Origin of the sequence: Gordonia sp. WA4-43 (assembly GCF_020520305.1) — a bacterium.
GTDB lineage: Bacteria > Actinomycetota > Actinomycetes > Mycobacteriales > Mycobacteriaceae > Gordonia > Gordonia hongkongensis.
The window spans coordinates 2,672,963-2,694,128 of sequence record NZ_CP084736.1; the positions used below are offsets into that span (position 1 = coordinate 2,672,963).

Consider the following 21,166-nt stretch of genomic DNA (forward strand, 5'->3'; position numbering starts at 1 on the left):
GCCGATGTAGTTCAATGGCAGAACATCAGCTTCCCAAGCTGAATACGCGGGTTCGATTCCCGTCATCGGCTCCACCATCACGGGGTCCGCAAGGCACTCCCCTGGTCCACTGACGGACTAGCCGAAGAGAGCCACAGCGGTGCCGGAGATCAGTGGCACGCTGAGCAGGAAGACGACGACTCCGTTGATCCATCGGTGGTCACGCAGAACCGCCAAGAACTCACGGACCTGGGCGTTGGGGACGAAGTATCGCGCGGTGTGGGCGCCGGTCGAGAATCCGTCGATCCCGGCAGACCGCATGAGCATCGCTCCGCGGAAGGCGTGATAGCCGCTCGTCACCACCGCGACCGGTTCGGTCACTCCACGCTCGTCGAGCACACGCCTCGAGTACCGGAGGTTCTCCGCGGTGTCGGTGGATCGGTCCTCGAGTGCGATGGCATCACGATCGACGCCCTTCGAGACGAGGTACTCGGCCATCGCCGCGGCCTCCGACAGCCGCTCGTCGCCACCTCTGCCTCCGGAGCAGATGATCAGCGGGTCCAGGCCGGAAGGCCGGGCCAGATCATAGATCTCGCGACCGCGGTCGAGTCGTGACGCCAGCAGCGGACCGACGCGGGACCCGTCGAGCAGACCGGCACCCAGGACGATGATCGCGCCGACCTTCGCCCGTCGCGCCCGCCACCTGCTCCACCGGCCGTACAGCCACGACCAGAGAAGCAGCGAGGCGAACACGAACCCCAGGTAGCCGGCCGGCATCCCCACCGCCAGAAGGAAGTTGAGCAGCGCGTTGCTCGTCGACACGTCGAACCATCCGACGATGATCCCGAGCAGGACAGCGAGCGCGTAACCGGACAGGAGTGCCCCCAGGAGCGCCGACAGCAGGTTCGATGGACGGCGCCCCTCTCGGCGCAGAAGCGTCACGCCGTTGGCGATCAACGACACCCCGAGAATGAGGATGGCAAGCAGCGCAACGAGTCCGAGGGCCACGATGACGACCGCCGGCGCGAGAACCAAGCCGTCGTCGTCGACGCCACTGTCCACGGCCGCGATCACCGCGGCGAGCATCACGCCCGACAAGCCCGCGGTCAGCAGGATACCGGGGCCCAGACGACGCGGGTCCTGCGATGCAAGGACCGCGCTCGCGATGAACAGCACTGCAGCAACTATCAGCACGCCCATCACGAGCACGATGGTGTCACAGGTGTCGCGCAGGTCGGGAAATGAGGAATGAGCCCAGTTGCGCTAACTCGATTTCGGCGCACACGAAACGTTCATCCGTACCCATTCTCGGACGCGGTCGAAACCCACGCGACCGGCGTGCAATCATCGAACGAGTTGGGCCGACGCCACAGTCGGTCCCCGTCATCCCAGGACGCACACATGCATCTGCCCGCGATGAGAACTCCGATTCTGGTGCTGAGCATCGGCCTGCTCCTGAGCTGGCTGCTGCCGCCGCCCGCACATGCGGCGCCCAACCGGGTCGATGCCACGCCGGCTGGGCTGACGCTCGATGGACGCCAGTGGTGGCCATCCGGATTCGACGCCTACCAGCTGGCCACCGATTGGTCGGTGAATGCCGGTTGCGGAGCGATGGTTGATCTCGACGACTATTTCGCCGGCTTACCTCCGCATTCGCTCACTCGCTTCAATCTGTTCGCTCAACTGGCCGTGAACAAGTACACCCAGCAATTGGATTTCGGGCCGATGGATGCCGTCTTCGACGCCGCCGCGCGGCACGATCAGATGGTCTTGCCTGTCCTCGCGGCCGCCGATGGCGCATGCGAGAGCGGAGTTTTCAAGGAACGAGACTGGTACAGATCCGGCTGGCGAACCGTCGCCGGCGCGGGTGGACTCACGTTCGAGCAGTGGGTCAGGACGGCAGTGGGACGCTGGAAGAGCAGGTCGGCCCTGGCGGGATGGGAATTGGTGGGTGAACCCGAACCGTCAATCTGTGGCGATCAATCGTGTGGATGGCAGCAGCGGTCGTGCCCGGTCGACGCCGCGCGCGTACTGCGGTCGTTTTTCGGCAGCGCAGGTGCGATGGTCACCCGGTTGCACGGCGGGGCGGTGATCTGGTCCGGCTTCACCGGCGGTGGCCAGTGCGGCACCGCCGGGCCCGACTACCAGTACGTCGCCGGCTCCCCGTACGTGGACGTCCTGGACTATCACGACTACGGTGCGGACGGTGTCGCGCTCCCCGGGGATCAGTGGAACGGACTGGCCGAACGTCTACGACAGGCCCGCGCAGTCGGAAAACCCCTCGCGGTGAACGAGATCGGCCAGCATGCCGGCTCGTGCGGTTCGAGGTCCGAGCGCGCCGCCGACTTCCGGACCAAGGTCGCCGGTCAGCGGGCGGCCGGGACGGCAACCGCACTGTTCTGGGCATTCGTCCCGGACCCGCGGGACGACCAGTGCACCTACGACATCGGTCCCGGCGACCCGGTGCACGCACTGGTCACCGAACTGACCAGCCTCGAATGAGGCTCAGCACTCGAGCAACAGCGCAACACCCGGCCGAGAGGCCGACCGGCCGTTAGACTCTGCCGGTGTCCAGTCCCCTGGGGATCACCCCCGACGAATCTCTGCGCAAGGGACTTCAGAGTCGTCACATCAGCATGCTCGCGCTCGGCGGCGCCATCGGCACCGGCTTGTTCGTCGCCTCGGGCGCCACCATCTCCGACGCGGGTCCGGGTGGCGCCATCCTGGCGTATCTGCTGATGGGCTGCATGGTCTTCTTCCTCATGCAGAGCCTCGGCGAGATGTCGGCGTACATCCCGTGCAGCAACCCGTTCGAGGAGTACGGCAAGCGCTTCGTGTCCAAGTCCTTCGGTTTCGCCGCGGGGTGGAACTACTGGCTCAACTGGTCGGTCACCCTGGCCGCCGAGTTGGTGGCGGCCGGACTGATCATGAAGTACTGGGCACCCGACGTGCCGTCGTGGATCTGGTCGGTCGTGTTCCTGGCGGGCCTGCTGGCGCTGAACCTGTTCGCGGTCAAGGCGTTCGGCGAGGCCGAGTTCTGGTTCGCGGCGATCAAGGTCATCGCGGTGGTCGTCTTTCTCATCGTCGGCGTGCTGCTGATTCTCGGTGTCGTCGGCGACGGTCCGTCGCCGGGGTTCAGCAATTGGACGATCGACGACGCTCCGTTCGTGGACTTCCCGCTCGGCATGCTGTCGGTCTTCCTCATCGCCGGTTTCGCATTCCAGGGCACCGAGATGATCGCGGTCGCCGCCGGCGAGGCGGTCGAACCGAAGACGGCGATTCCGCGCGCCGTGCGTACCGTCTTCGTGCGCATCCTGCTGTTCTACATCGGCACCCTGACCATCATCGCGTTCCTGATCCCGTACACCGACCCCAATCTGCTGAATGCGTCCGAGGAGAACATCGCAATCGCCCCGTTCACCCTCGTGTTCTCCGAAGCGGGGATCGCGGTGGCGGCATCGATCATGAACGCCGTGATCCTGATCGCGATCCTGTCGGCGGGCAATGCGAGCCTGTTCGCGGCAACCCGCGCGTTGTACGGCCTGTCGGTGCAGGGCAACGCCCCACGTGTGTTCGCCTGGGTCACGCGATCAGGAGTGCCACTCCTCGCCGTGGCCGCGACGACGGCCATCGGCGCCCTCTGCTTCCTGGCGAGTCGGATGGGCGACGGTCGCGCGTATGTGTGGCTGGTCACCGCCTCGTCGGTGGCGGGCTTCATCACGTGGATGGGTATCGCGTGGGCCCACTATCGTTTTCGGCGGGCGTGGCAGGCGCAGGGTCTCGACCTCGGCAGACTCCCCTACAAGGCCTGGCTCTACCCGGCCGGCCCGATCATCGCGTTGCTCATGTGTGTTGCAGTCATCGCGGGGCAGAATCTCCCGGCGATCCGCGACGGATCCGCGGGGAATCTCGAACTCTGGCTCACCGCCTACGGCGCACTGTTCGTGTTCCTCGCTCTGTGGTGGGGCCACAAGGTGATCACGCGCAGCCCGACCGTCGACCTGCTCACCGCCGATCTGTCACCCACATCAGCTGCGTCGGCGCATCGCGATCCGGATCCGGACCTCGTCGGCTGACCGGTTCGTCGGGCGATCGGGGTGGGGCGCCGGGGCTCGCTCAGTCGCTGACCTCGCCGATCAGCCGACAAGTTCGGCGATGTGGTTCAACGAGTTACGCAGATGGTCGTCGGCGAACGGCGGGAACTCGATGTACTCGCGGATGTGGGCGGGTACGGCCGACCAGTCGTAAGTCAGGGTGAGCTCGGTGGACGACTCCCCCGCCGGCACCAGATCGTACCGCCATGTCCAGCCGCCGAACTCGAGCTCCCCGGAGTCGTTGCGCTGCCCTGGTTGCCACGCTATCGCCGACCGCGGTTCGATCACCTCGACCCGGTTCTCCATCAGGTAGTCACCGTCCGGATGGTTGGAGTGGTACATGTTCATCCGGAAGACCTGGCCCACCTCCCGCAGCGGTGTCGTGTCGACTGCGTCCCGAACCCAGCCGGTGCCGTCGATGGCCTGGTGTGTGCGGGGGTCGGCGAGCGCCGCGAACACCTCGTCGGGCGTGGCGGAGATCGTGCGGCTGACGGCAACGTTCTCGTGCGTCATGGTGCTGGCCCTTTCGGGTCGGGTCCCCCGGATCGGGGATCGGACACAGAGGTGGACCCGAACCGGCGCCCGTACTCATCGGTGACCTTGTTTCCCACGAGTGCATGTCATCCTCGTGAGATGGACCTGCGCCTGAGTCGGGAACGTTTCGCCGCCGCGCGGTCGGTCACACTCGCCACCGTGTCACCCTCCACCAAGCCGCACCTGGTCCCCGTCGTGTGCGCACTCGACGACGACGTCATCTACACGTGCGTGGATCACAAGCCGAAACGAACCACCGCACTCCGTCGTCTCGCCAACATCGCGGACAACCCCGCGGTGTCACTCTTGGCTGACGTGTATTCCGACAACTGGGATGAACTCTGGTGGGTGCGGGTCGACGGCCGGGCACACGTCGTCGACGCCGGTGAACCCATCGGCAGTCACGGCATCGACACGCTGGCCGCGAAGTACCCGCAGTATCGACTCCGACGGCCCGATGGACCGGTGATCGTCGTGGAGTCTCTGACGTGGCACAGCTGGTCGGCCACCTCATAGGCACGTCGGCGGGCGGCGGTTTCGGATAATTCCGACACGCTCCTCGATAGGCTAGGTGCCACGCAGGCATACCGAGGAGGCTCCGATGGTGCAGCGCAGCGGCGAACGGCCACGCGACAACCGGTCCGACACACCGGGCTCGGCCGGCCGAGGCTCCGGATCGCCTGACTCACAGCAGGAGTTCGACGAGATCGACCACCAGTCGGCGGGTGAGCGCGCTGACGAGGTGGAACCGAAGATGCGGCGTCGGCAGTGGATCGGACTCGTTGCCGGCGTGGCACTCGCGGCCCTGGTGTACGTGATCCTGCCCGCCGAGGTCGGGCAGGGAGCCCGGCTCACGGCGTCGACCGCAGTTCTCATGGGCCTCTGGTGGATGACCGAGGCGATACCCATCCCCGCGACCGCGCTGCTGCCGCTGGTGATCTTCCCGGTCTTCGGCTCAGACGAAGCAGGCGAGTCGATCTCGGTGAACGACGTCGGCGCGGCCTACGGGAACAACGTCATCTTCCTGTTCATGGGCGGCTTCATCATCGCCCTCGCGATGCAGCGGTGGAATCTGCACCGCCGCATAGCCCTGGTGACCGTCGCAGCGATGGGCACCAAGCCGCCGATGGTGATCGCGGGCTTCATGATCGCCACCGGATTCCTCTCGATGTGGGTGTCCAACACCGCAACCGCCGTGATGATGATCCCGATCGGCGTGTCGGTCCTGGCGCTGGTTCTCGACCTCGGCAAGGAATCGGGCACCGACGCGCCCGGGCCGAAGGCCACCGACACCGACGAACCGGTGGACGGTGAGACCCTCACCCAGGCGGTCATCAAGAGCAACTTCGGCACAGCACTGATGCTCGGCATCGCCTACGCCGCATCCATCGGATCGTTGGGCACGATCATCGGCACCCCGCCCAACACCCTCCTGGTCGGGTACCTCGAGGGCGAAGGCATCGACATCGGGTTCCTCGAGTGGATGATCGCCGGCGTCCCGCTCGCCGTCATCTTCCTCGCCATCGCGTGGTTCCTGCTCACGCACGTCCTGTTCAAGCCGGAGATCGACGACATCCCCGGCGGCCGGCGCATCATCCGCGATCAGCTCGACGGCCTCGGCTCGATGTCGCAGGGCGAGATCCGGGTCGCCGCGATCTTCGGCCTCACCGCACTGGCGTGGATCGCGGTCCCGCTGATCTGGGACGAGAATCCGCCGATCTCCGACACCGGCATCGCGATGACGGCGGCGATCCTGCTGTTCCTGCTGCCCAGCGGCTCCAAACCCGGTGTGCGCCTGCTCGACTGGGAGACCGCGATCAAACTGCCATGGGGCGTGCTGCTGCTGTTCGGCGGCGGCCTCGCCTTGTCCCAGCAGTTCGAGTCCAGCGGACTGACCGCCTGGATCGGCGACGTGGCCGCCGGGCTCGACACGATCCCGGTCATCGTGCTGGTGGTCATCGCGGCGACCGCGATCATCTTCCTCACCGAGATCACGAGCAACACCGCGACAGCGGCAACCTTTCTCCCGGTCGCCGGAGGCGTGGCCATGGGAATGGGTCTCGACCCTTTGGTGCTCACGATCCCCGTCGCCCTCGCCGCAACCTGCGCATTCATGCTCCCGGTGGCGACCCCACCGAACGCGGTGGCCTACGCCAGCGGGTACGTCACCATCGGCCAGATGATCCGTGGCGGGCTCTGGCTCAACCTCATCGGGATCGTGCTCATCACCCTCGCCGCCTACACCGTGTTCGCGTGGTCCCTCGGCATCGCGTACTGACCCACGACTCGACCGGGCCCGATCGAGTCGCTCGTCACCCTCCCGCCGACCACGGGAATGCACCGAACCGACGGATCCGTTGCGCGAAGGGTCAACAACGTCGTCGAACAAAGAGGTGCAGTTGTGAAGATCGGGATCATCGGAGCGGGATTCATCGGCGGGACGCTCACGCGTCGTCTGACATCGTTGGGACACGAGGTGCGGGTGGCGAACTCGCGCGACCCGGAGACGCTGGCCGAACTGGCCTCCGAGACCGGCGCCACCGCCGTTTGGGCCGCCGACGCCGCGAAGGACGCCGACCTGGTGATCGTCAGCATCCCGCAGAAGAACACCCCCGACCTCGCGCCGGGCATCCTCGACGCCCGCAAGCCCGACGCCCCGGTGATCGAGACCAACAACTACTACCCCCAGCAGCGCGACGGCAAGATCGAGGCGATCGAGAACGGCACCCCCGAGAGCGTGTGGGTGTCGGAACTGCTCGGCGTCCCGGTGTACAAGGTGTTCAACGGGATCTACTGGAAGCACCTGCTGAACAAGGGCGTACCCGCGGGCACAGAGGGCCGTATCGCGCTGCCGATCGCCGGCGACGATACGGCGGGCAAGGAGATCGTGTTCCGCGTGGTCGACGAACTCGGGTTCGACCCGGTCGACGCCGGACCGCTCGCCGAGTCGTGGCGGCAACAGCCGGGAACGCCGGTGTACGGCAAGGATTTCGGCGTCGACGACACCCTCAAGGCGCTCGCCGATGCGTCGCCGGAACGCACCGCTGAGTGGCGCGCCTGACGCACTGACAGGGGCGGCACGCCACGGCGGGAATCAGCGACGCTTCGGACGTCCGGGCCCGCGTCGCGCACTCTTGCCGGGGATCTTCCCGGCCGCCTCGCGTGCCGCCCTCTTCGCCGCCGCCTTCTCCTTCGCCGACCGTTTGGGCGCCTCGTCGGTCCGCCCCCGCGACGACGTCGCCTTGCGGCCGCGCACGATGCCGATGAACTCATCGGCCAATTGACTTGTGGGAGCAGGCCACAGGAGTCCGACGGACCCGGTCGGGGCGTCGGTGACCGGTCGATACACCAGGTCCTTGCGGTGATGCAGGCGCGCCAGCGACTGCGGCACGAGCAGTACGCCGACACCGGCCGCGACGAGTTCGACTGCGTCACCGGTGGTCTCGGGCCGATGGTCTACCGCCACACCCGGGCGCTCGGAAACGGCCAACGGCTCGTCCAGCGGCCACAGGAACTGCTCGTCGGCCAGATCAGCCAGGGTCATCTCGTCGCCGGCGGTCAGGGCGTGGTCCTTCGGCACGACGACGACCGTCGTCTCCTCGTACAGGTCGATCGTGTGATGTTCCCGCGCATCGCCGGACCGCAGGGCATCGGGCAATCTGGTGATCGCCATGTCGACGCGCCGCTCCCCGACCGCCTCGGCACAGTCCGCAACGTCGACGGCGACGAGTTCCAGCGGGACGTCGGGACGCCGCTCGGCCCAGATCCTGACCCACTTGCTCGGCGTGACCCCCGGAACGTACGCCAGCCGGAAGACAGGGGCCTCGCCCGCTGCGTGAACGTCGGGTGTGGTCACGCCCAAAGGCTACCGCCCGATACCCTCGTCGAATGAGCTCGCAGTCGATGAAGCCGGCCACCGCCGCCAAGAAGCTGGACGTGTACCTGCCGGCCACTCCTGCGGAGTTCCAGCAGGGCCCGATCACCCGGGCCGAGCTCGCCGCCCTCCAGACCGACCCGCCGGAATGGCTCCGCACGCTTCGCGCCGACGGCCCGCACCCGAAGAATCTGGTCGCGGCGAAACTCGGCATCTCGAACTCGGGTCTGGTTCGCGGCGGCATCACCGAGGCACTCACGACGGCGCAGATCGACGACCTCCTCGCCGAGATGCCGGATTGGCTGGCCGCCGAACGCGCCACCCAGATCGAGGTCCGTCGCGAGGAGCGGCGCGTCAAGTCGCTGCATGCCGACCGACGACGCGCCCGCGAGGAGGGTGACACGGACCCGGAGAGTTAGTCCTCCGACCGGTCCGCAGCAGCACAACGGTATCCGCCCGACAGCGAATATCGTTTCACTGCAACGTCTCCCGGATCTCGACCGCCAGCCCTGTCAGATACTCCCGGAGCACGCGCTGCGCGCGAGCCGGCGAATCCGTGTCAGCGAGGAGCAGGTGCATCGCCAGACCGTCGACAAGGGCGTGTACCGCGATCGCATGAGAGTCGAGTTCGCGGCCGGCGCCGATCAGCCCGTGCTCGTCGAGGACGCCCAGCACCGTCCGACAGAGTGAGCGCAAACCGTCGTGGGCCTCGCGCGCAGCATCCGCGAGACCGGGGTGTGCCACCGACTCGGTCACCATCGCGAGGTTGACGTGCATCTCGACGCGCCGCTCGTCGTCCAGCGGTAGGACCTCGGACAACACGGCTTCGGCCCAGCGGAGCGGATCGCGGATCCGGTCGTGCTCGCGGATGCGGAGCGCCACCCGTTCATAGATCAGGCGCATCGAGAACTCGAGCAGCTCTTCCTTGGCCCCGAACACGTGTCGAAGCGAGCCCACCGAGATGTTCGCCTCGGCCGCCACCTCCCGGACCGATACTCCGGATGCGCCTTCGCGCAACACGATCCGCCACAGGGCCTCGGCTATCTCGGCGCGTCGCCCGTCCCGGTCGATCAACTTGGGCATTGACCCATGCTAGTACACCCGTGCTACCTTGACTTCGAGTTTTGATAGCACGGTTGTGTCAGCAAAAAAGGGGCACAGAACGGAGACACGATGGCGACCCGACACGCGGCGCTGGACGTCCTGCGCGGCATCGCAATTCTGGGCACCCTCGCCACCAACATCTGGATCTTCACCAACCCGGAGGGTCTGATCGGCTACATCCAGGGCGCCTATCGGGCCACCGGCTCCTGGGCGGTGGCCGAGGACGTCCTGCAGCAACTCGCCCAGGGCAAATTCCTCGGTCTGCTGACGATCATGTTCGGAATCGGGCTGGCCATCCAGCAGCGGTCGGCTGTTCGACGAGGCCGGCCCTGGCCGGGACGGTACTACTGGCGAGCCGCGCTGCTGTTCGTCGACGGCGTGATCAACTACTTCCTCTTCACCGAGTTCGACGTCCTCATGGGTTACGCGGTCACCGGACTCATCGTCGCCTACCTGCTGTCGATGCGACTGCGGCGCCAGTACGTCGCGATCGCGATCGCCGCGTCGACGCATCTGGCGCTGCTGGGACTGCTGAGCTGGGCCCTTCTCGCCGCGCCCGCCGCATCGAGTCCAGGCGCCGCGCTGTCCCCGAACCCCTACGCAGACGGCAGTTTCGTCGACCTCGTCGCTTTTCGCGCTGAGAACTTCCGATGTTCCGTGCCGAGGTGCTCTTCATCCTGCCGATGTCGATCGCGCTCTTCTTCATCGGCGCGGCCCTGCTGCGCGCCGGCGTCCTGGAACCGCGCGGCGTCCGGCTTCGGCGACGCCTGATGGCCGTCGGGCTGGGGATCGCCCTACCTCTCGACTTCGCCGTCGGACTGGCCGGTGGCGATGCCGGACTCGTCGTGGGGCGGTACGGGTTGGCGCCGGTCGTCGCACTGGGGTTGCTCGCATGGGTCGCCGGGTACTACGCCGACGGCCGCACTCCCGGGCGGTGCGGCCGCGCGCTGGCACAAGTCGGTCGAATGGCGTTGTCCTGCTATGTGTTACAGAACGCGATCGCGGTGCCGTCTGTTACGGCTGGGGCCTGGGGCTCGCGCAACATCTCGACGGCTCGACGCTGGTCCCCGCCACGGTGACCCTGTACCTCGGCATCGCCGTGGTGCTCATGCTGTTCTCCCGCTTCTGGCTCAGCCGGTTCGAGCGGGGCCCTCTCGAATGGCTGTGGCACCGAAGCTACGACCGCATCACCACTTCCGCCGACCGGCGAATGTCACCCGAACGAGTGGACTACCCGCGGTGACGGCTGCTCGACCGCAGGTCAGCGAGCTGACCGGGATGGGTTAGCCATCCCCGCCGCGGGGTACCCGACGCGCACCATCATCCGACCGAGGAGTGAGTCGTGGACACCGCCATCTGGATCATCATCGCCGTCGTCGTCGTGATCGTCATTCTTGCGCTCGTGTTGCTGCTGCTTCGTCAGCGAAAGGCACGCCGACGGGTTCAAGCCGAGGAGATCAGGCAGAACGCCACGCAACAGGTCTCGACCGTCCGCCACCGCGAGGCCGTCGCCGAGGAGGCCGACGCCCGGGCACGGAAAGCGCAGGCCGAAGCCGACGCCAAGGCCGCAGAGGCCAAGCGGCTGCAGGAACAGGCACGCCACCACCAGGGACACGCGGCCGAGTCGCGGCACGAGGTCGAAAGCGAGTTCGCCCGTGCGGACCGTCTCGACCCCGATGTCCGACGGAACGCGGATGGACGGGACACCGAGGGACAGGGCGCCGACGGGCGTGGTGCGGACGGGCGGAACGACCCGAACATCGCAGGCCGGCACGCCGGTCAGCCGTCGAACAACCCTATCGATCCGCGTCACCGCCCGGACGCCGATCCCCGCGGACACCAGACGCCGCCGAACGCCCGCTGACGAGACCCTCTCGCAAGGCGACACCGGCCACACCTGCAGCGCGGTGTGACGGAGCCCGCTCCGAAAAGTGGTACTCAGTCCCGAGTGTTAGTGGGTACCATTTCTCTCGTCATCTGCGCCGGGACCTTCGGGGGCCGGTCTTCCGCAGCACCAGAGGGGTCCACGCATGGCGTCGTTTCTGTTCAAGCTCGGAAGCTTCTGCTTTCGCCACAAATGGTCGGTGATCGCGGCCTGGCTGGCTGCGCTCATCGCGGTCGCCGGACTGGTCGGCGCACTCCAGCCCAAGTTCGCGCAGGACTTCAGCCTTCCCGGCACCGACTCGGGGGTTGCCACCGAACAGGTCGAGCAGTACTTCCCACAGGTCATGGCCCAGCAGGAACAGGCGTCGACGAGCATCCTCGTCGCTGCCGAGGACGGGCTGCAGAACCACACCGCGCAGCTGAACGAACTCGCCGCGGCCCTCCGCGGACTCCCCGACGTCATCGAGCCGCAGACCGTCGTCAACCCGCTGACGGTTGCGGCCGCTGAACCGGCACTCGCAGCGCAGGTCGTCGGCGACAACGGTCGGGTCGGCCTCATCCAGGTGCGCCAGGACATCCCGATCCTCGACCTCACCGTCGAGAACAAGGAAGAACTCGTCTCGATCCTGGACGAGTTCTCCGTCGACGGTCTGCAGGTGGAGGCAACCGGGTCGCTGATGCAGGTGATGGAAGCCGGCGGCACGGCCGAACTGCTCGGTTTCGCCGTCGCCTTCGTCGTGATGATCGTGGCGTTCGGAGCTCTCATCGCCGCCTTCATACCTCTCGTCACCGCGATCGTCAGTGTCGGCATCACCATCCTGCTGCTCACGCTGTCGGCCGAGGCTCTGTCGATCAACGAGTCCGCCACCGCCATCGTCACGATGCTCGGCATCGCCGTCTCCATCGACTACGCGCTGTTCATCGTGTCCCGGTACCGCGCGGAACTACTCCGCGGCGGCGCGCCATCAGACGCCATCGGCCGAGCCGTCGGCACAGCCGGGTCGGCGGTGGTTTTCGCCGGCCTCACCGTGATCGTGGCGGTGGTGGCCCTCATGGTGATCGGCATCCCGATCATCACTCAGATGGGCGCGGGTGCCGGCGTCGCCGTGTTCATCGCGGTGCTGGCTGCTCTGACCCTCATCCCCGCCATTCTCGGCGCGTTCGGGCGATTCGCCTTCCTACCTCGAATCCCCTGGATCAAGCACGCCGTGGAATCCGAGGACGACACTATGGGCGTCAAGGTCGGGCGCACCGTCGTCAAGTGGCCCATCCCGTTCATCGTGATCGGCCTGCTGGCGCTCGCGGCCGCGGCCATCCCGGCAACCAAGCTGGAACTCGGTCTGTCGCTGTCCAGCGAAGCCGAAGCACCCGCGCAGGAACTGCTGAGCCGCGGTTTCGGTGAGGGCATCAACGGCCCATTGCTCGTCGTCGTACACGACGAGGACGGCGCGATCAACGCCCCGGCCGAGGAGACCGTGCGGCACATCGCAACCCTGAGTGATGTCGCCAACCCGGAGGGGCTCACCTGGACGGGCAACCGAGCAGGCGACACCGCGCTCATCATGGTCACCCCGGAGAGCGCGCCGTCGTCAGCCGCCACACACGACCTCATGGAGCAGATCCGCGCCTTTGCACCAACGGTCGAGAATCGTGGCGCGGAACTCCACGTCGGCGGTCAGACAGCCATCATGTCCGATCTCTCCCAGAAACTCGACGATGCACTCATCCCCTACCTGGTCGTGGTCGTCGGTCTCGCATTCCTGATCATGATCGGCGTCTTCCGGTCGCTCTGGGTCCCGCTCATCGGCACCCTCGGATTCGTCTTCTCGGTCCTGGCGACCTTCGGCGTCACCGTGGCGATCTTCCAGGAGGGCTGGCTGGGATTGATCACCCACACGCAGCCGATCATCTCCTTCCTGCCGATCTTCCTCATCGGCGTGGTGTTCGGGCTCGCGATGGACTACCAGGTGTTCCTGGTGACCCGAATGCGCGAGGAGTTCATGCACGGCTTGTCGGCCAAGGAGGCGATCGTCGCCGGTTACCGGCACGGAGCCCGGGTGGTCACGTCGGCGGCGATCATCATGATCAGCGTCTTCGCGGCGTTCATGCTCTCCCCGGAGACGACCGCCAAGATGATGGGTTTCGCGCTGGCCGCGGCAGTGTTCTTCGACGCCTTCGTGATCCGCATGCTGGTCGTACCCGCGGCGATCGCGTTGCTCGGCGACCGGGCCTGGGGCCTCCCGCGCTGGCTCGACCGCTTCGTGATCAACTTCGACATCGAGGGCGAAGCAGTCCGCCATCGTGGGCTCGAGGAACCGGACGACACCAGGTCCCCGGTCCCGGCGAGTTGATAAGCCGCACAATCCTTCTGACAAGAAGTGAGCACGTATGGGCAACTGCCTGACTGTGCACGCCGGCTCCGACGCCCCGGAACCCGCACCGGGGCGTCGGATGGGCCTGCGTGAACAGAACAAACTGCGCACCCGCAACGCCATCCGGCAGGCGGCGATCACCCTGATCGCCGAGCAGGGGTACGCCAAGACCACCGTCGAGCAGATCGCCGAGGCCGCCGGCGTCTCACACACGACGTTCTTCCGCTACTTCCCGTCGAAGGAACAGGTGGTCGTCGGTGACGAGCATCTGCACGCCGAGGCGCGCGCGATCGTCAGGTCGATGCCGCCCGGACTCAGCCACTTCGACCTGATCAGGCATCTGCTGACCGAGTTGCACCGCCTGACCGACGACGACCCGTGGATCGGCAATCCGCTTCGCATGCAACTCATCCGCACCGGACCGTTGCTGCAGAAGACATTCCAGGCCGAGTCCGAACGCATGATCTCGGACATGACCCAGCTCATCGCCGACTACCTACGGGTCGCGCCCGACGACTTCGGGCTCAAGGTGTTCCTCGACGCGATCGCCGGGGTCACCTTCCATCTCGCCACCGAGATCGACGAGAACCGCGAGCTGCCGCAACTCGAGACCACCCTGCGCGCGATCGATCTGCTCGAGCAGGGGTTGCCGGTCGGATGAACAGTAGTTGTCCGGCCATTCGCCCCGCGAACATTCCCTCTAGGATTCAGAGCGTGATCTCGGACAACGCTGCCCGACCGCGACCGATGCCGGGCCTTCGACACGGCTCCTCGCTGCGCTCGTCGCCGGCTCAGGCAGCAGGGGGCACTGGCCGCTGGTCAGTGATTGCCATTGCGGTGGTCGCGGCCATCGCGGCCACCGTCTCGCTCGCGGCATCGGCCCAGGCCGCGCCGGCCAAGCCGACCCCGGCGCCGTTCCCGGTGACCGACATCGCGCGGCTCTACGCCTCGGACATCTCGTCGTATCCGGGCGGCGTGTACCTGCAGCCGGTGGAGACGTTCACCGCCCTGCGCCGCGATCACCCCGAGGTGATGGCCCGCAATCTCGAGACGGCGGTCGCGATCAACCAGTCGGCGGCCGGCAACCCGGGACTGCAGCGCCGAGCGCTCGCCGACGCACACGACGATCCGCTCTGGACGATGTCCGACGCCTTCGGCGACCGGCTCGGTCGGGATTTCCGGAACGCCCTCGCCGCCAACCGCCTCCCGAAGACCACGGCCCTCTTCAGCGACTACCTCGCCCGCGCCGGTGGGCTCGCGAACGCGACGCTCGTCGAGAAGTACGTGTTCGGGTACGAGCGGCCGTTCATCGTCGCACCCGAGCGGATCCGCAAGTACATGCGCGCCGGAGCCAGCGAGTACGACGCGCTGGGCAGCAACCCGTCGTTCCCGTCCGGCCACACCAGCCTGTTCTTCTGGCGGGGCACCCTGTTCGCGTCGATGCTCCCGGAACTCGCGCCGCAGTTCCTCGCCCGTGCCTCGGAGGGTGGATATCACCGCATCGTGCTGGGCGTGCACTACCCGCTCGACGTGATCGGTGGAGCGATCGTCGGGCAGGCCGCCGCCGCCGATCGCTGGAACGACCCGCAGTTCCGCCGGCTCCTCGCCGCGTCTGCCACCGAGATCCGCAAGGAACTCGAATGGCGTTGCGGCGCAGCCCTCTCGGTGTGCATCGCGCGTGACACGCCCTACGCCACCGATGCCGCGGCCCAGACGATCTACGCCCAGCGCATGACCTACGGATTCGGACGCGTCTCGTCGCCGACACATCCGATGGTGGTGCCCCGACAGGCCGTCGAACTGATCGCCGGGGCGTACCCGCGACTGACCGACGAGCAGCGGCGTCAAGTCCTGGAACAGACCGCGTCGCCCGCGGGATATCCGCTCGACGACCAGCGTCCCGGCCGCGCCTCCTGGCAGCGCCTGGACCTCGTCCGTGCTTACACCGCCGACGTCACGGTCGGCCGCGACGGTCGGGTGACCGTCCACTGAGGACCGCCCTGACCTGCTGGTAACTGAATCGTTTGTCCCACTGCCCGTTGCGAACTCGTTCGTGACGGGCAGTGTCGTGCCATGTGGTCCACTGTGTGTCCAGTTTCGCCGAACAGCTTGACACCGGCGTAAGGGTATGGCTACTTTTCGAGTGGCCCACATCACATCCGACGTGGACTCACCGCCGTGACCAGGGCGGACGGTGCCGGAATCGCGGACCCAGACACAGCGCTGGGTCGATGAACTCAATCCTTCTAAGCCCCGCCGGGGCGATGTCGCCGTGCCCTCTCGCAGGGCGGTTCCGTCGTGCCCGGAGATCATCGGGAAAGGCAGTCGAAACATGCGTTGGTCGAATTCACGCAGGAGAGCCGGACGGTTGGCGGCGGTTGCCGTCGCCGCGGCGTGCATCTTCTCGGTCGTGTCGTGCAGCAGCGACGACGGCGGATCGTCGGACGGCTCCGCCGCGGATGCCAGCGGCACCAAGGCGACGGGCGAGGCGATCAAGGTGGGGTTGTTCAACCCCACCAAAGGCCCTGCCACCCAGGGTGGCGTGACCACCGGCAAGGACGCCGCCCTGGACTACATCAACAACCAGATCGGCGGCATCGGGGGCCGGCCCGTCGAAATCGTCGACTGCGGAATCGACCAGACCGCACCGGAATCGACGGTGTCGTGCGCCAACCAGTTCGTCGAGGCCGGCGTGGTCGCCGCGATCGACGGCTACAATGCCGAATCCGCCTCCGCGGTGCCGATTCTCACCTCGGCCGGCATCCCGCTGGTCGGCCAGATCCCGTTCAACACCTCCACCGGCGCCTCGGCGGAGAACCGCGTGTACTTCGGTCCGCCTCCCGCCGCGTTCCTCGTCGGTTTCATGCAGCAGCTCAAGGCCGCGAACAAGAACTCGTTGACGCTTGCGAATGCCGATCTCCCCCAAGCGCATCAGGTGTTCGACGGTTTGATGAAGCCGCTCGGCGCCCAGCTCGGCATCGACGTCAAGTCGGTCTACTACCCGCCGACCGGCCCGAACTTCACCTCGCTGGCCACCACCCTGGCCGAGGGCAACCCCGCCGCGGCCGGCCTGATGACCTCACAGAACGACAACGTGTGCACCAAGCTCGCGCAGTCGCTGCGGTCGGTGAACTACGAGGGCACCATGTTCATGGCGGCCTGCACCGACTTCATCGACACCATGGGTGCGCAAGCGGTTGGCGCACAGACCTACTCACCGATCTGGCAGCCTCCGGCCATGGACTCCGCACCGGAGCCGGCCAAGGCGAATCTCGGGATCGCCCAGAAGTTCATCGACGAGCAGGGTGGCACCGGCGGTTTCTACGCCTACGGCACCTTCGCGACCCTCGCCGACTTCGCGATCACGCTCAACAACGCCAAGGTCACCGATTTCACCGGCCCGAACGTGCTCGGTGCGCTCAAGGCAGTCACGGACTACCAGTCCTTCATCGGCCCGAAGCTCAACTGCGGTAAGCCGACCACACCGAACTGCACCACCGAGATGCTGCTGTTCGACGTCGTCGCCGAGAAGAAGACCGAACCCGCGACCGGCGGCTTCATCACCCCGCTTCCGGCTGCGCTGCAGCGCATCCCGGGCGCTTACTGACACGGGTCGCTGGTGTGGCGGGGTGGTCACCCCCCCCCACACCCGGCTCTGCTCCCCGATCCGAACGCTCCGCATCCTCACACGCGCGTGAGATCCGTACGCGCCGAACGAATGAGTACGCCACATGGGCCAGTTCCTCCAGTTCGTCTTCCTCGGACTATCCGCCGGTGCCATCTATTCGGTGCTCGCGTCGTCCCTCGTGGGCATCTATGCCGCCACCGGCATCATCAACTTCGCGCAGGGTGCCATCGGCCTCTACTCGGTCTATCTCGTCGCCGCACTGCGCACCGACGGCAGTCTCGTCCTGCCCATCGGCACACTGAAACTCGGGAGTGAGTCCGACCCCACCTCGATGGAGTTGGCACTGGTCCTCGGCGTGCTCAGCGCGGTCGTCTGGGCCCTGCTCGCACACGTACTCATCTTCCGGCCGCTCCGCTCGGCCCCGGTGCTCGCCCAGGTGGTCGCCTCGGTGGGACTCATGCTCTTCATCCAGGCGCTCGTCCATCTCCGCTTCGAGACCGAGAACCTCTTCGCCGAGGCCATCCTGCCGGAGGACACCGTCGACATCGCCGGCGCGGTCGTCAACGTCTCGGACCTGATCCTGGCCGGCGTCGCCATCGCCATCTCACTGGTGCTGTGGGCCTACTTCCGGCTCACCACCCTGGGCGTCGCCACCCGCGCGGGCTCCGAAGACGAACTCGCCGCTCGGCTGTCGGGCTACTCCCCGGACCGCCTCGCGGCGATCGTGTGGGCACTCACCGGTGCAGCAACCGGTCTCATCGTCGTCCTCGCGTCCTACACCATCGGACTCACCGAGACCAGCTACACCTTCTTCGTCATCCCGGCCCTGGCCGTCGCCCTCGTCGGCCGGCTCACCTCATTCGGGATCGCCTGTGCCGCAGGTCTTGTCCTCGGCGCATTCCAATCCACCATCACGTGGCTCACCACCAAGGACTGGTGGCCGGAATGGGCGCAGGCCGGCCTCGGCGACGCCGTTCCGTTCGTCATCGTCGTCATCGCCCTCTTCCTGCTCGGCGGTCGTATCCCGTCGCGCGGTTCGCTCGGTGAGGTGCGCATGCCCGCGGTCCGGATCCCCCGCATCCGGCTGATCCCGACGGTCGTCTGCATCGCGGTGGTCGTCGTCGCGATCCTCCTCACATCCGGCAGCTGGCGGTTCGGCGTCGTCACCTCGGTGATCCTCAGCCTCATCGCACTGTCGCTGGTCCTGCTCACCGGTTACCTCGGCCAGATCTCGCTGGCCAGCATGGCCTTCGCCGGCGCGGCCGGGTTCGCCCTGTCGAAGCTGACGACCAACTGGGATGTGCCGTTTCCGTTCAGCATGATCTTCGCCGCCCTGATCGCGACCGGCCTGGGTGTCCTGGTAGGCGTGCCCGCACTCCGGATCCGCGGCGCCCAGCTGGCCGTCGTGACATTGGCCGCGGCCCTGGCCATCCAGAGCTTCGTCTTCAACAACCCGGCGATCACGTCCTTCGAGGGCAACCTCATCGCGGACCCGACGATCTTCGGCCTCGACCTCGGGGTGCGCGACGGCACCAACCTGGTCACGATCCGGTTCTCGCTGATGGTCCTGATCGTCGTCGCGATCGCGACCCTCGTGGTGTTGCGCTTCATGGGCGGCTCGACCGGACGGGCCTTCCTGGCCGTCCGCTCCAACGAACGCGCCGCGTCGTCGGTCGGGATCAACGTCGCCGCAACCAAATTGCTCGGCTTCGCACTGTCGGCGTTTCTGGCCGGCATCGGCGGTTGCCTCATCGGTTACAGCCGCGGACAGCTGTCGGCCGGCTCGTTCACGGTCATGATCGGGCTGACGCTGCTCGCGATGACCTACGTCGGCGGCATCACGTCGTTCGCCGGTGCGGTCCTCGCCGGCATCATCGGGCCGCTGGGCGTGGGCTACGTGTTCCTCAACCAAACCCTCGCTCTCGGTGAGTACTACGAGCTCTTCGCCGCCGGCAGCCTCCTGCTGATGGCGGTGCTGAATCCCGTCGGCGTCGCGGGGGCCATGTCGGAGCTCGGCGAGAAGCTACGCGCCCACCGGCACAAACCGTCCCCCCGTCCGGAAGCGCCCGGCGCGGCACAGAACGCACAGGAGGGTGCACATGTCTGAGTCGACACTCGAGAAGCCGGCCACGTCGACGACACTCCTCGAGACGGGCGGGCTGTCGGTCCGGTACGGCGGCGTCAGCGCCAACTCCGACATCGACATCTCGGTCTCGGCGGGCGAGATCGTCGGACTGATCGGACCCAACGGCGCGGGCAAGACCACGTTCGTCGACGCGGTCACCGGATTCACCAAGGCCACCGGCACGGTGTCGTTGCGCGGGGAGAGACTGGACAAGGCGAGCCCCCATCGTCGCCGCCGGGCCGGCATGGCCCGGACGTGGCAGGCGGGCGAACTGTTCACCGACCTCACCGTCGAGCAGAACCTGGCCGTGGCGGTCCAGCCGGTCGGCCTGCGGGCCATGCTCGCCGACGTCCTCAACGGTTCCCGTCCGCCCGCCGATGTCATCTCGTCGGCACTCGAACTCGTCGGCCTGGCCGATGCCGCCGACCAGTTCCCCGGCGAGCTGACCCTGGGACAGCAGAAACTTGTCGGTGTCGCGCGGGCGTTGGTCGGCGGGACGCAACTCGTCCTGCTGGACGAGCCGGCCGCCGGACTCGACACCCACGAGAGCCGCGACTTCGGGACCGAACTCCGCCGGATCGCGGCGACCGGTATCGGCATCCTGCTCATCGACCACGACATGTCGCTCGTCCTCGACGTGTGCGACCGCCTGTACGTGCTCGACTTCGGCCGGGTGATCGCCAGCGGGCCCCCGGCCGCCATCCAGGACGATCCGGCGGTCATCTCGGCCTACCTCGGCAGTCCCGAGGTGGACCCGGACGCCGCCCCGACCGGACCCGACCCGAAGGAAACGCGATGAGCGCGCACGCCGCCCCCGGCCAGGCGACACCGGACCCGACGACCCCGGTGTTGACGATCGACGACGTCACCGTCGGTTACGGCGGGGTTCCCGCCGTCCGCGGTCTCAGCGCCGCCGTCCGTCCCGGCGAGATCCTCGCGCTGCTCGGTCCGAACGGGGCGGGCAAGACGACGAGTCTGCTCGCCGCGGTCGGTGCCCTCGGACTGATGTCGGGCACCGTGACCGCCCTCGGCGACCCCATCGACCGTCGCATCGAACGCAACGCGCGGCGCGGGATCACCCTGGTCCCCGACACCCGGGGCGTCTTCCACCGTCTGTCGGTGTCGGACAATCTCCGTCTCGCCAAGCGTCGTAACGGGCCCGACCTCGACACCGTCTACCAGTACTTCCCGAAGCTCAAGACGATGCGGGGCCGACGCTGCGGCAATCTCTCCGGCGGCGAACAGCAGATGCTCGCACTCGCCAAGGCGCTGCTGGCGGACCCGAAGGTCCTCCTCATCGACGAGCTGAGCCTGGGCCTGTCCCCGGTCGCGGTCCAGGACCTGCTGCCCCGGCTCCGGTCGATCGCCGACGAACACCAGATGGCTGTCGTCCTCGTCGAACAGCACATCGATCTCGCCCTCGGCATCGCCGACGCCGCCATCGTGCTCCATCACGGTCGGGTCGCGCTCTCGGCACCCGCGAGCGAACTCCGCAACCGGCGGGACATGGTCGAGGCGGCCTACTTCGGGCGCACCGTCGAGGACCGCGCCTCCTAGGGCCGCGCGGTCTGC

General features: G+C 67.2%; 18 protein-coding genes, 1 tRNA gene and 1 pseudogene. 16 read left to right on the forward strand and 4 right to left on the reverse strand.

Translation table 11 applies throughout. The features are described 5' to 3' along the window. Nucleotides 1-74, forward strand: a tRNA-Gly gene (locus LEL84_RS11985). Between the two features lie 43 nt (nucleotides 75-117). Here LEL84_RS11985 and LEL84_RS11990 read toward each other — a convergent pair. Further along, nucleotides 118-1,179, reverse strand: a complete 1,062-nt coding sequence (locus LEL84_RS11990) for a YdcF family protein (RefSeq protein ID WP_226514183.1) — start codon at nucleotides 1,177-1,179, stop codon at nucleotides 118-120. A gap of 201 nt (nucleotides 1,180-1,380) precedes the next feature. Between LEL84_RS11990 and LEL84_RS11995 the strand changes: the two genes are divergently transcribed. Both LEL84_RS11995 and LEL84_RS12000 read left to right on the forward strand, forming a co-directional pair. After that, nucleotides 1,381-2,481 (forward strand): beta-mannosidase, encoded by a 1,101-nt coding sequence (locus tag LEL84_RS11995; RefSeq protein ID WP_226514184.1) that lies wholly within the window; start codon nucleotides 1,381-1,383, stop codon nucleotides 2,479-2,481. Nucleotides 2,482-2,546: 65 nt separating this feature from the next. Further along, entirely contained in the window at nucleotides 2,547-4,055 is a 1,509-nt protein-coding gene (locus tag LEL84_RS12000; protein ID WP_319005269.1) for an amino acid permease, read from the forward strand. A gap of 60 nt (nucleotides 4,056-4,115) precedes the next feature. Here the strand turns inward: LEL84_RS12000 and LEL84_RS12005 are convergent, their stop codons facing one another. Further along, nucleotides 4,116-4,586 (reverse strand): SRPBCC domain-containing protein, encoded by a 471-nt coding sequence (locus LEL84_RS12005; RefSeq protein ID WP_165629500.1) that lies wholly within the window; start codon nucleotides 4,584-4,586, stop codon nucleotides 4,116-4,118. A 120-nt stretch (nucleotides 4,587-4,706) separates the two neighbouring features. Between LEL84_RS12005 and LEL84_RS12010 the strand changes: the two genes are divergently transcribed. The 3 genes from LEL84_RS12010 to LEL84_RS12020 all read left to right on the forward strand — a co-directional run bounded on the left by LEL84_RS12010 (nucleotide 4,707) and on the right by LEL84_RS12020 (nucleotide 7,668). Then, on the forward strand, nucleotides 4,707-5,123 hold the full coding sequence (locus LEL84_RS12010) for a TIGR03668 family PPOX class F420-dependent oxidoreductase (protein WP_226514185.1): 417 nt from the start codon (nucleotides 4,707-4,709) through the stop codon (nucleotides 5,121-5,123). Nucleotides 5,124-5,208: 85 nt separating this feature from the next. Next, a complete protein-coding gene (locus tag LEL84_RS12015; protein ID WP_226514186.1) occupies nucleotides 5,209-6,885 on the forward strand; it encodes an SLC13 family permease in 1,677 nt (558 codons plus the stop codon). 123 nt (nucleotides 6,886-7,008) lie between these two features. Continuing rightward, entirely contained in the window at nucleotides 7,009-7,668 is a 660-nt protein-coding gene (locus LEL84_RS12020) for an NADPH-dependent F420 reductase (protein WP_065630393.1), read from the forward strand. 33 nt (nucleotides 7,669-7,701) lie between these two features. On the opposite strand, the gene LEL84_RS12025 is transcribed toward LEL84_RS12020, so the two are convergent. Further along, nucleotides 7,702-8,469 (reverse strand): LysR family transcriptional regulator substrate-binding protein, encoded by a 768-nt coding sequence (locus LEL84_RS12025; RefSeq protein WP_413466962.1) that lies wholly within the window; start codon nucleotides 8,467-8,469, stop codon nucleotides 7,702-7,704. A gap of 41 nt (nucleotides 8,470-8,510) precedes the next feature. Between LEL84_RS12025 and LEL84_RS12030 the strand changes: the two genes are divergently transcribed. Then, the gene (locus LEL84_RS12030; RefSeq protein ID WP_058249924.1) at nucleotides 8,511-8,900 is read left to right on the forward strand and encodes a DUF5997 family protein; all 390 of its coding nucleotides are present in this window, start codon (nucleotides 8,511-8,513) and stop codon (nucleotides 8,898-8,900) included. Nucleotides 8,901-8,955: 55 nt separating this feature from the next. On the opposite strand, the gene LEL84_RS12035 is transcribed toward LEL84_RS12030, so the two are convergent. Next, complete coding sequence (locus LEL84_RS12035; protein WP_226514188.1) at nucleotides 8,956-9,564, reverse strand: TetR/AcrR family transcriptional regulator; 609 nt, start codon at nucleotides 9,562-9,564, stop codon at nucleotides 8,956-8,958. A gap of 90 nt (nucleotides 9,565-9,654) precedes the next feature. On the opposite strand from LEL84_RS12035, the pseudogene LEL84_RS12040 reads away from it, so the two are divergent. From LEL84_RS12040 to LEL84_RS12080, 9 genes and pseudogenes are all read left to right on the forward strand, one after another. Then, nucleotides 9,655-10,828, forward strand: a pseudogene (locus LEL84_RS12040) (DUF418 domain-containing protein). A 99-nt stretch (nucleotides 10,829-10,927) separates the two neighbouring features. Continuing rightward, nucleotides 10,928-11,449 (forward strand): hypothetical protein, encoded by a 522-nt coding sequence (locus LEL84_RS12045; RefSeq protein ID WP_065630390.1) that lies wholly within the window; start codon nucleotides 10,928-10,930, stop codon nucleotides 11,447-11,449. A gap of 166 nt (nucleotides 11,450-11,615) precedes the next feature. After that, nucleotides 11,616-13,820, forward strand: coding sequence for an MMPL family transporter (locus tag LEL84_RS12050; protein WP_159371562.1), 2,205 nt, complete (start codon nucleotides 11,616-11,618; stop codon nucleotides 13,818-13,820). A 37-nt stretch (nucleotides 13,821-13,857) separates the two neighbouring features. After that, nucleotides 13,858-14,502 carry a TetR family transcriptional regulator gene (locus tag LEL84_RS12055; RefSeq protein ID WP_226514189.1) on the forward strand — a complete coding sequence of 215 codons (645 nt, stop codon included), beginning with the start codon at nucleotides 13,858-13,860 and terminating at the stop codon, nucleotides 14,500-14,502. Between the two features lie 161 nt (nucleotides 14,503-14,663). Next, nucleotides 14,664-15,833, forward strand: a complete 1,170-nt coding sequence (locus LEL84_RS12060; RefSeq protein WP_226514190.1) for a phosphatase PAP2 family protein — start codon at nucleotides 14,664-14,666, stop codon at nucleotides 15,831-15,833. A 340-nt stretch (nucleotides 15,834-16,173) separates the two neighbouring features. Then, on the forward strand, nucleotides 16,174-17,448 hold the full coding sequence (locus tag LEL84_RS12065) for an ABC transporter substrate-binding protein (RefSeq protein ID WP_175401108.1): 1,275 nt from the start codon (nucleotides 16,174-16,176) through the stop codon (nucleotides 17,446-17,448). Between the two features lie 124 nt (nucleotides 17,449-17,572). After that, a complete protein-coding gene (locus LEL84_RS12070) occupies nucleotides 17,573-19,576 on the forward strand; it encodes an ABC transporter permease (RefSeq protein ID WP_058249621.1) in 2,004 nt (667 codons plus the stop codon). After that, nucleotides 19,569-20,393, forward strand: coding sequence for an ABC transporter ATP-binding protein (locus LEL84_RS12075; RefSeq protein WP_058249620.1), 825 nt, complete (start codon nucleotides 19,569-19,571; stop codon nucleotides 20,391-20,393). The genes LEL84_RS12070 and LEL84_RS12075 overlap by 8 nt, the downstream gene beginning before the upstream one ends. After that, nucleotides 20,390-21,151 (forward strand): ABC transporter ATP-binding protein, encoded by a 762-nt coding sequence (locus LEL84_RS12080; protein ID WP_226514191.1) that lies wholly within the window; start codon nucleotides 20,390-20,392, stop codon nucleotides 21,149-21,151. The genes LEL84_RS12075 and LEL84_RS12080 overlap by 4 nt, the downstream gene beginning before the upstream one ends. The last annotated feature ends 15 nt before the right edge of the window (nucleotides 21,152-21,166 follow it).

Excerpts from the sequence above, each read along its gene's own strand:
- LEL84_RS12010 (WP_226514185.1), top strand. The coding sequence starts at position 4,707 with ATGGACCTGCGCCTGAGTCGGGAACGTTTCGCCGCCGCGCGGTCGGTC.
- LEL84_RS12070 (WP_058249621.1), top strand. The coding sequence starts at position 17,573 with ATGGGCCAGTTCCTCCAGTTCGTCTTCCTCGGACTATCCGCCGGTGCC.
- LEL84_RS12065 (WP_175401108.1), top strand. The coding sequence starts at position 16,174 with ATGCGTTGGTCGAATTCACGCAGGAGAGCCGGACGGTTGGCGGCGGTT.
- LEL84_RS12015 (WP_226514186.1), top strand. The coding sequence starts at position 5,209 with ATGGTGCAGCGCAGCGGCGAACGGCCACGCGACAACCGGTCCGACACA.
- LEL84_RS12080 (WP_226514191.1), top strand. The coding sequence starts at position 20,390 with ATGAGCGCGCACGCCGCCCCCGGCCAGGCGACACCGGACCCGACGACC.
- LEL84_RS11990 (WP_226514183.1), bottom strand. The coding sequence starts at position 1,179 with ATGGGCGTGCTGATAGTTGCTGCAGTGCTGTTCATCGCGAGCGCGGTC.
- LEL84_RS11995 (WP_226514184.1), top strand. The coding sequence starts at position 1,381 with ATGCATCTGCCCGCGATGAGAACTCCGATTCTGGTGCTGAGCATCGGC.
- LEL84_RS12035 (WP_226514188.1), bottom strand. The coding sequence starts at position 9,564 with ATGCCCAAGTTGATCGACCGGGACGGGCGACGCGCCGAGATAGCCGAG.
- LEL84_RS12055 (WP_226514189.1), top strand. The coding sequence starts at position 13,858 with ATGGGCAACTGCCTGACTGTGCACGCCGGCTCCGACGCCCCGGAACCC.
- LEL84_RS12050 (WP_159371562.1), top strand. The coding sequence starts at position 11,616 with ATGGCGTCGTTTCTGTTCAAGCTCGGAAGCTTCTGCTTTCGCCACAAA.
- LEL84_RS12030 (WP_058249924.1), top strand. The coding sequence starts at position 8,511 with ATGAAGCCGGCCACCGCCGCCAAGAAGCTGGACGTGTACCTGCCGGCC.
- LEL84_RS12075 (WP_058249620.1), top strand. The coding sequence starts at position 19,569 with ATGTCTGAGTCGACACTCGAGAAGCCGGCCACGTCGACGACACTCCTC.
- LEL84_RS12005 (WP_165629500.1), bottom strand. The coding sequence starts at position 4,586 with ATGACGCACGAGAACGTTGCCGTCAGCCGCACGATCTCCGCCACGCCC.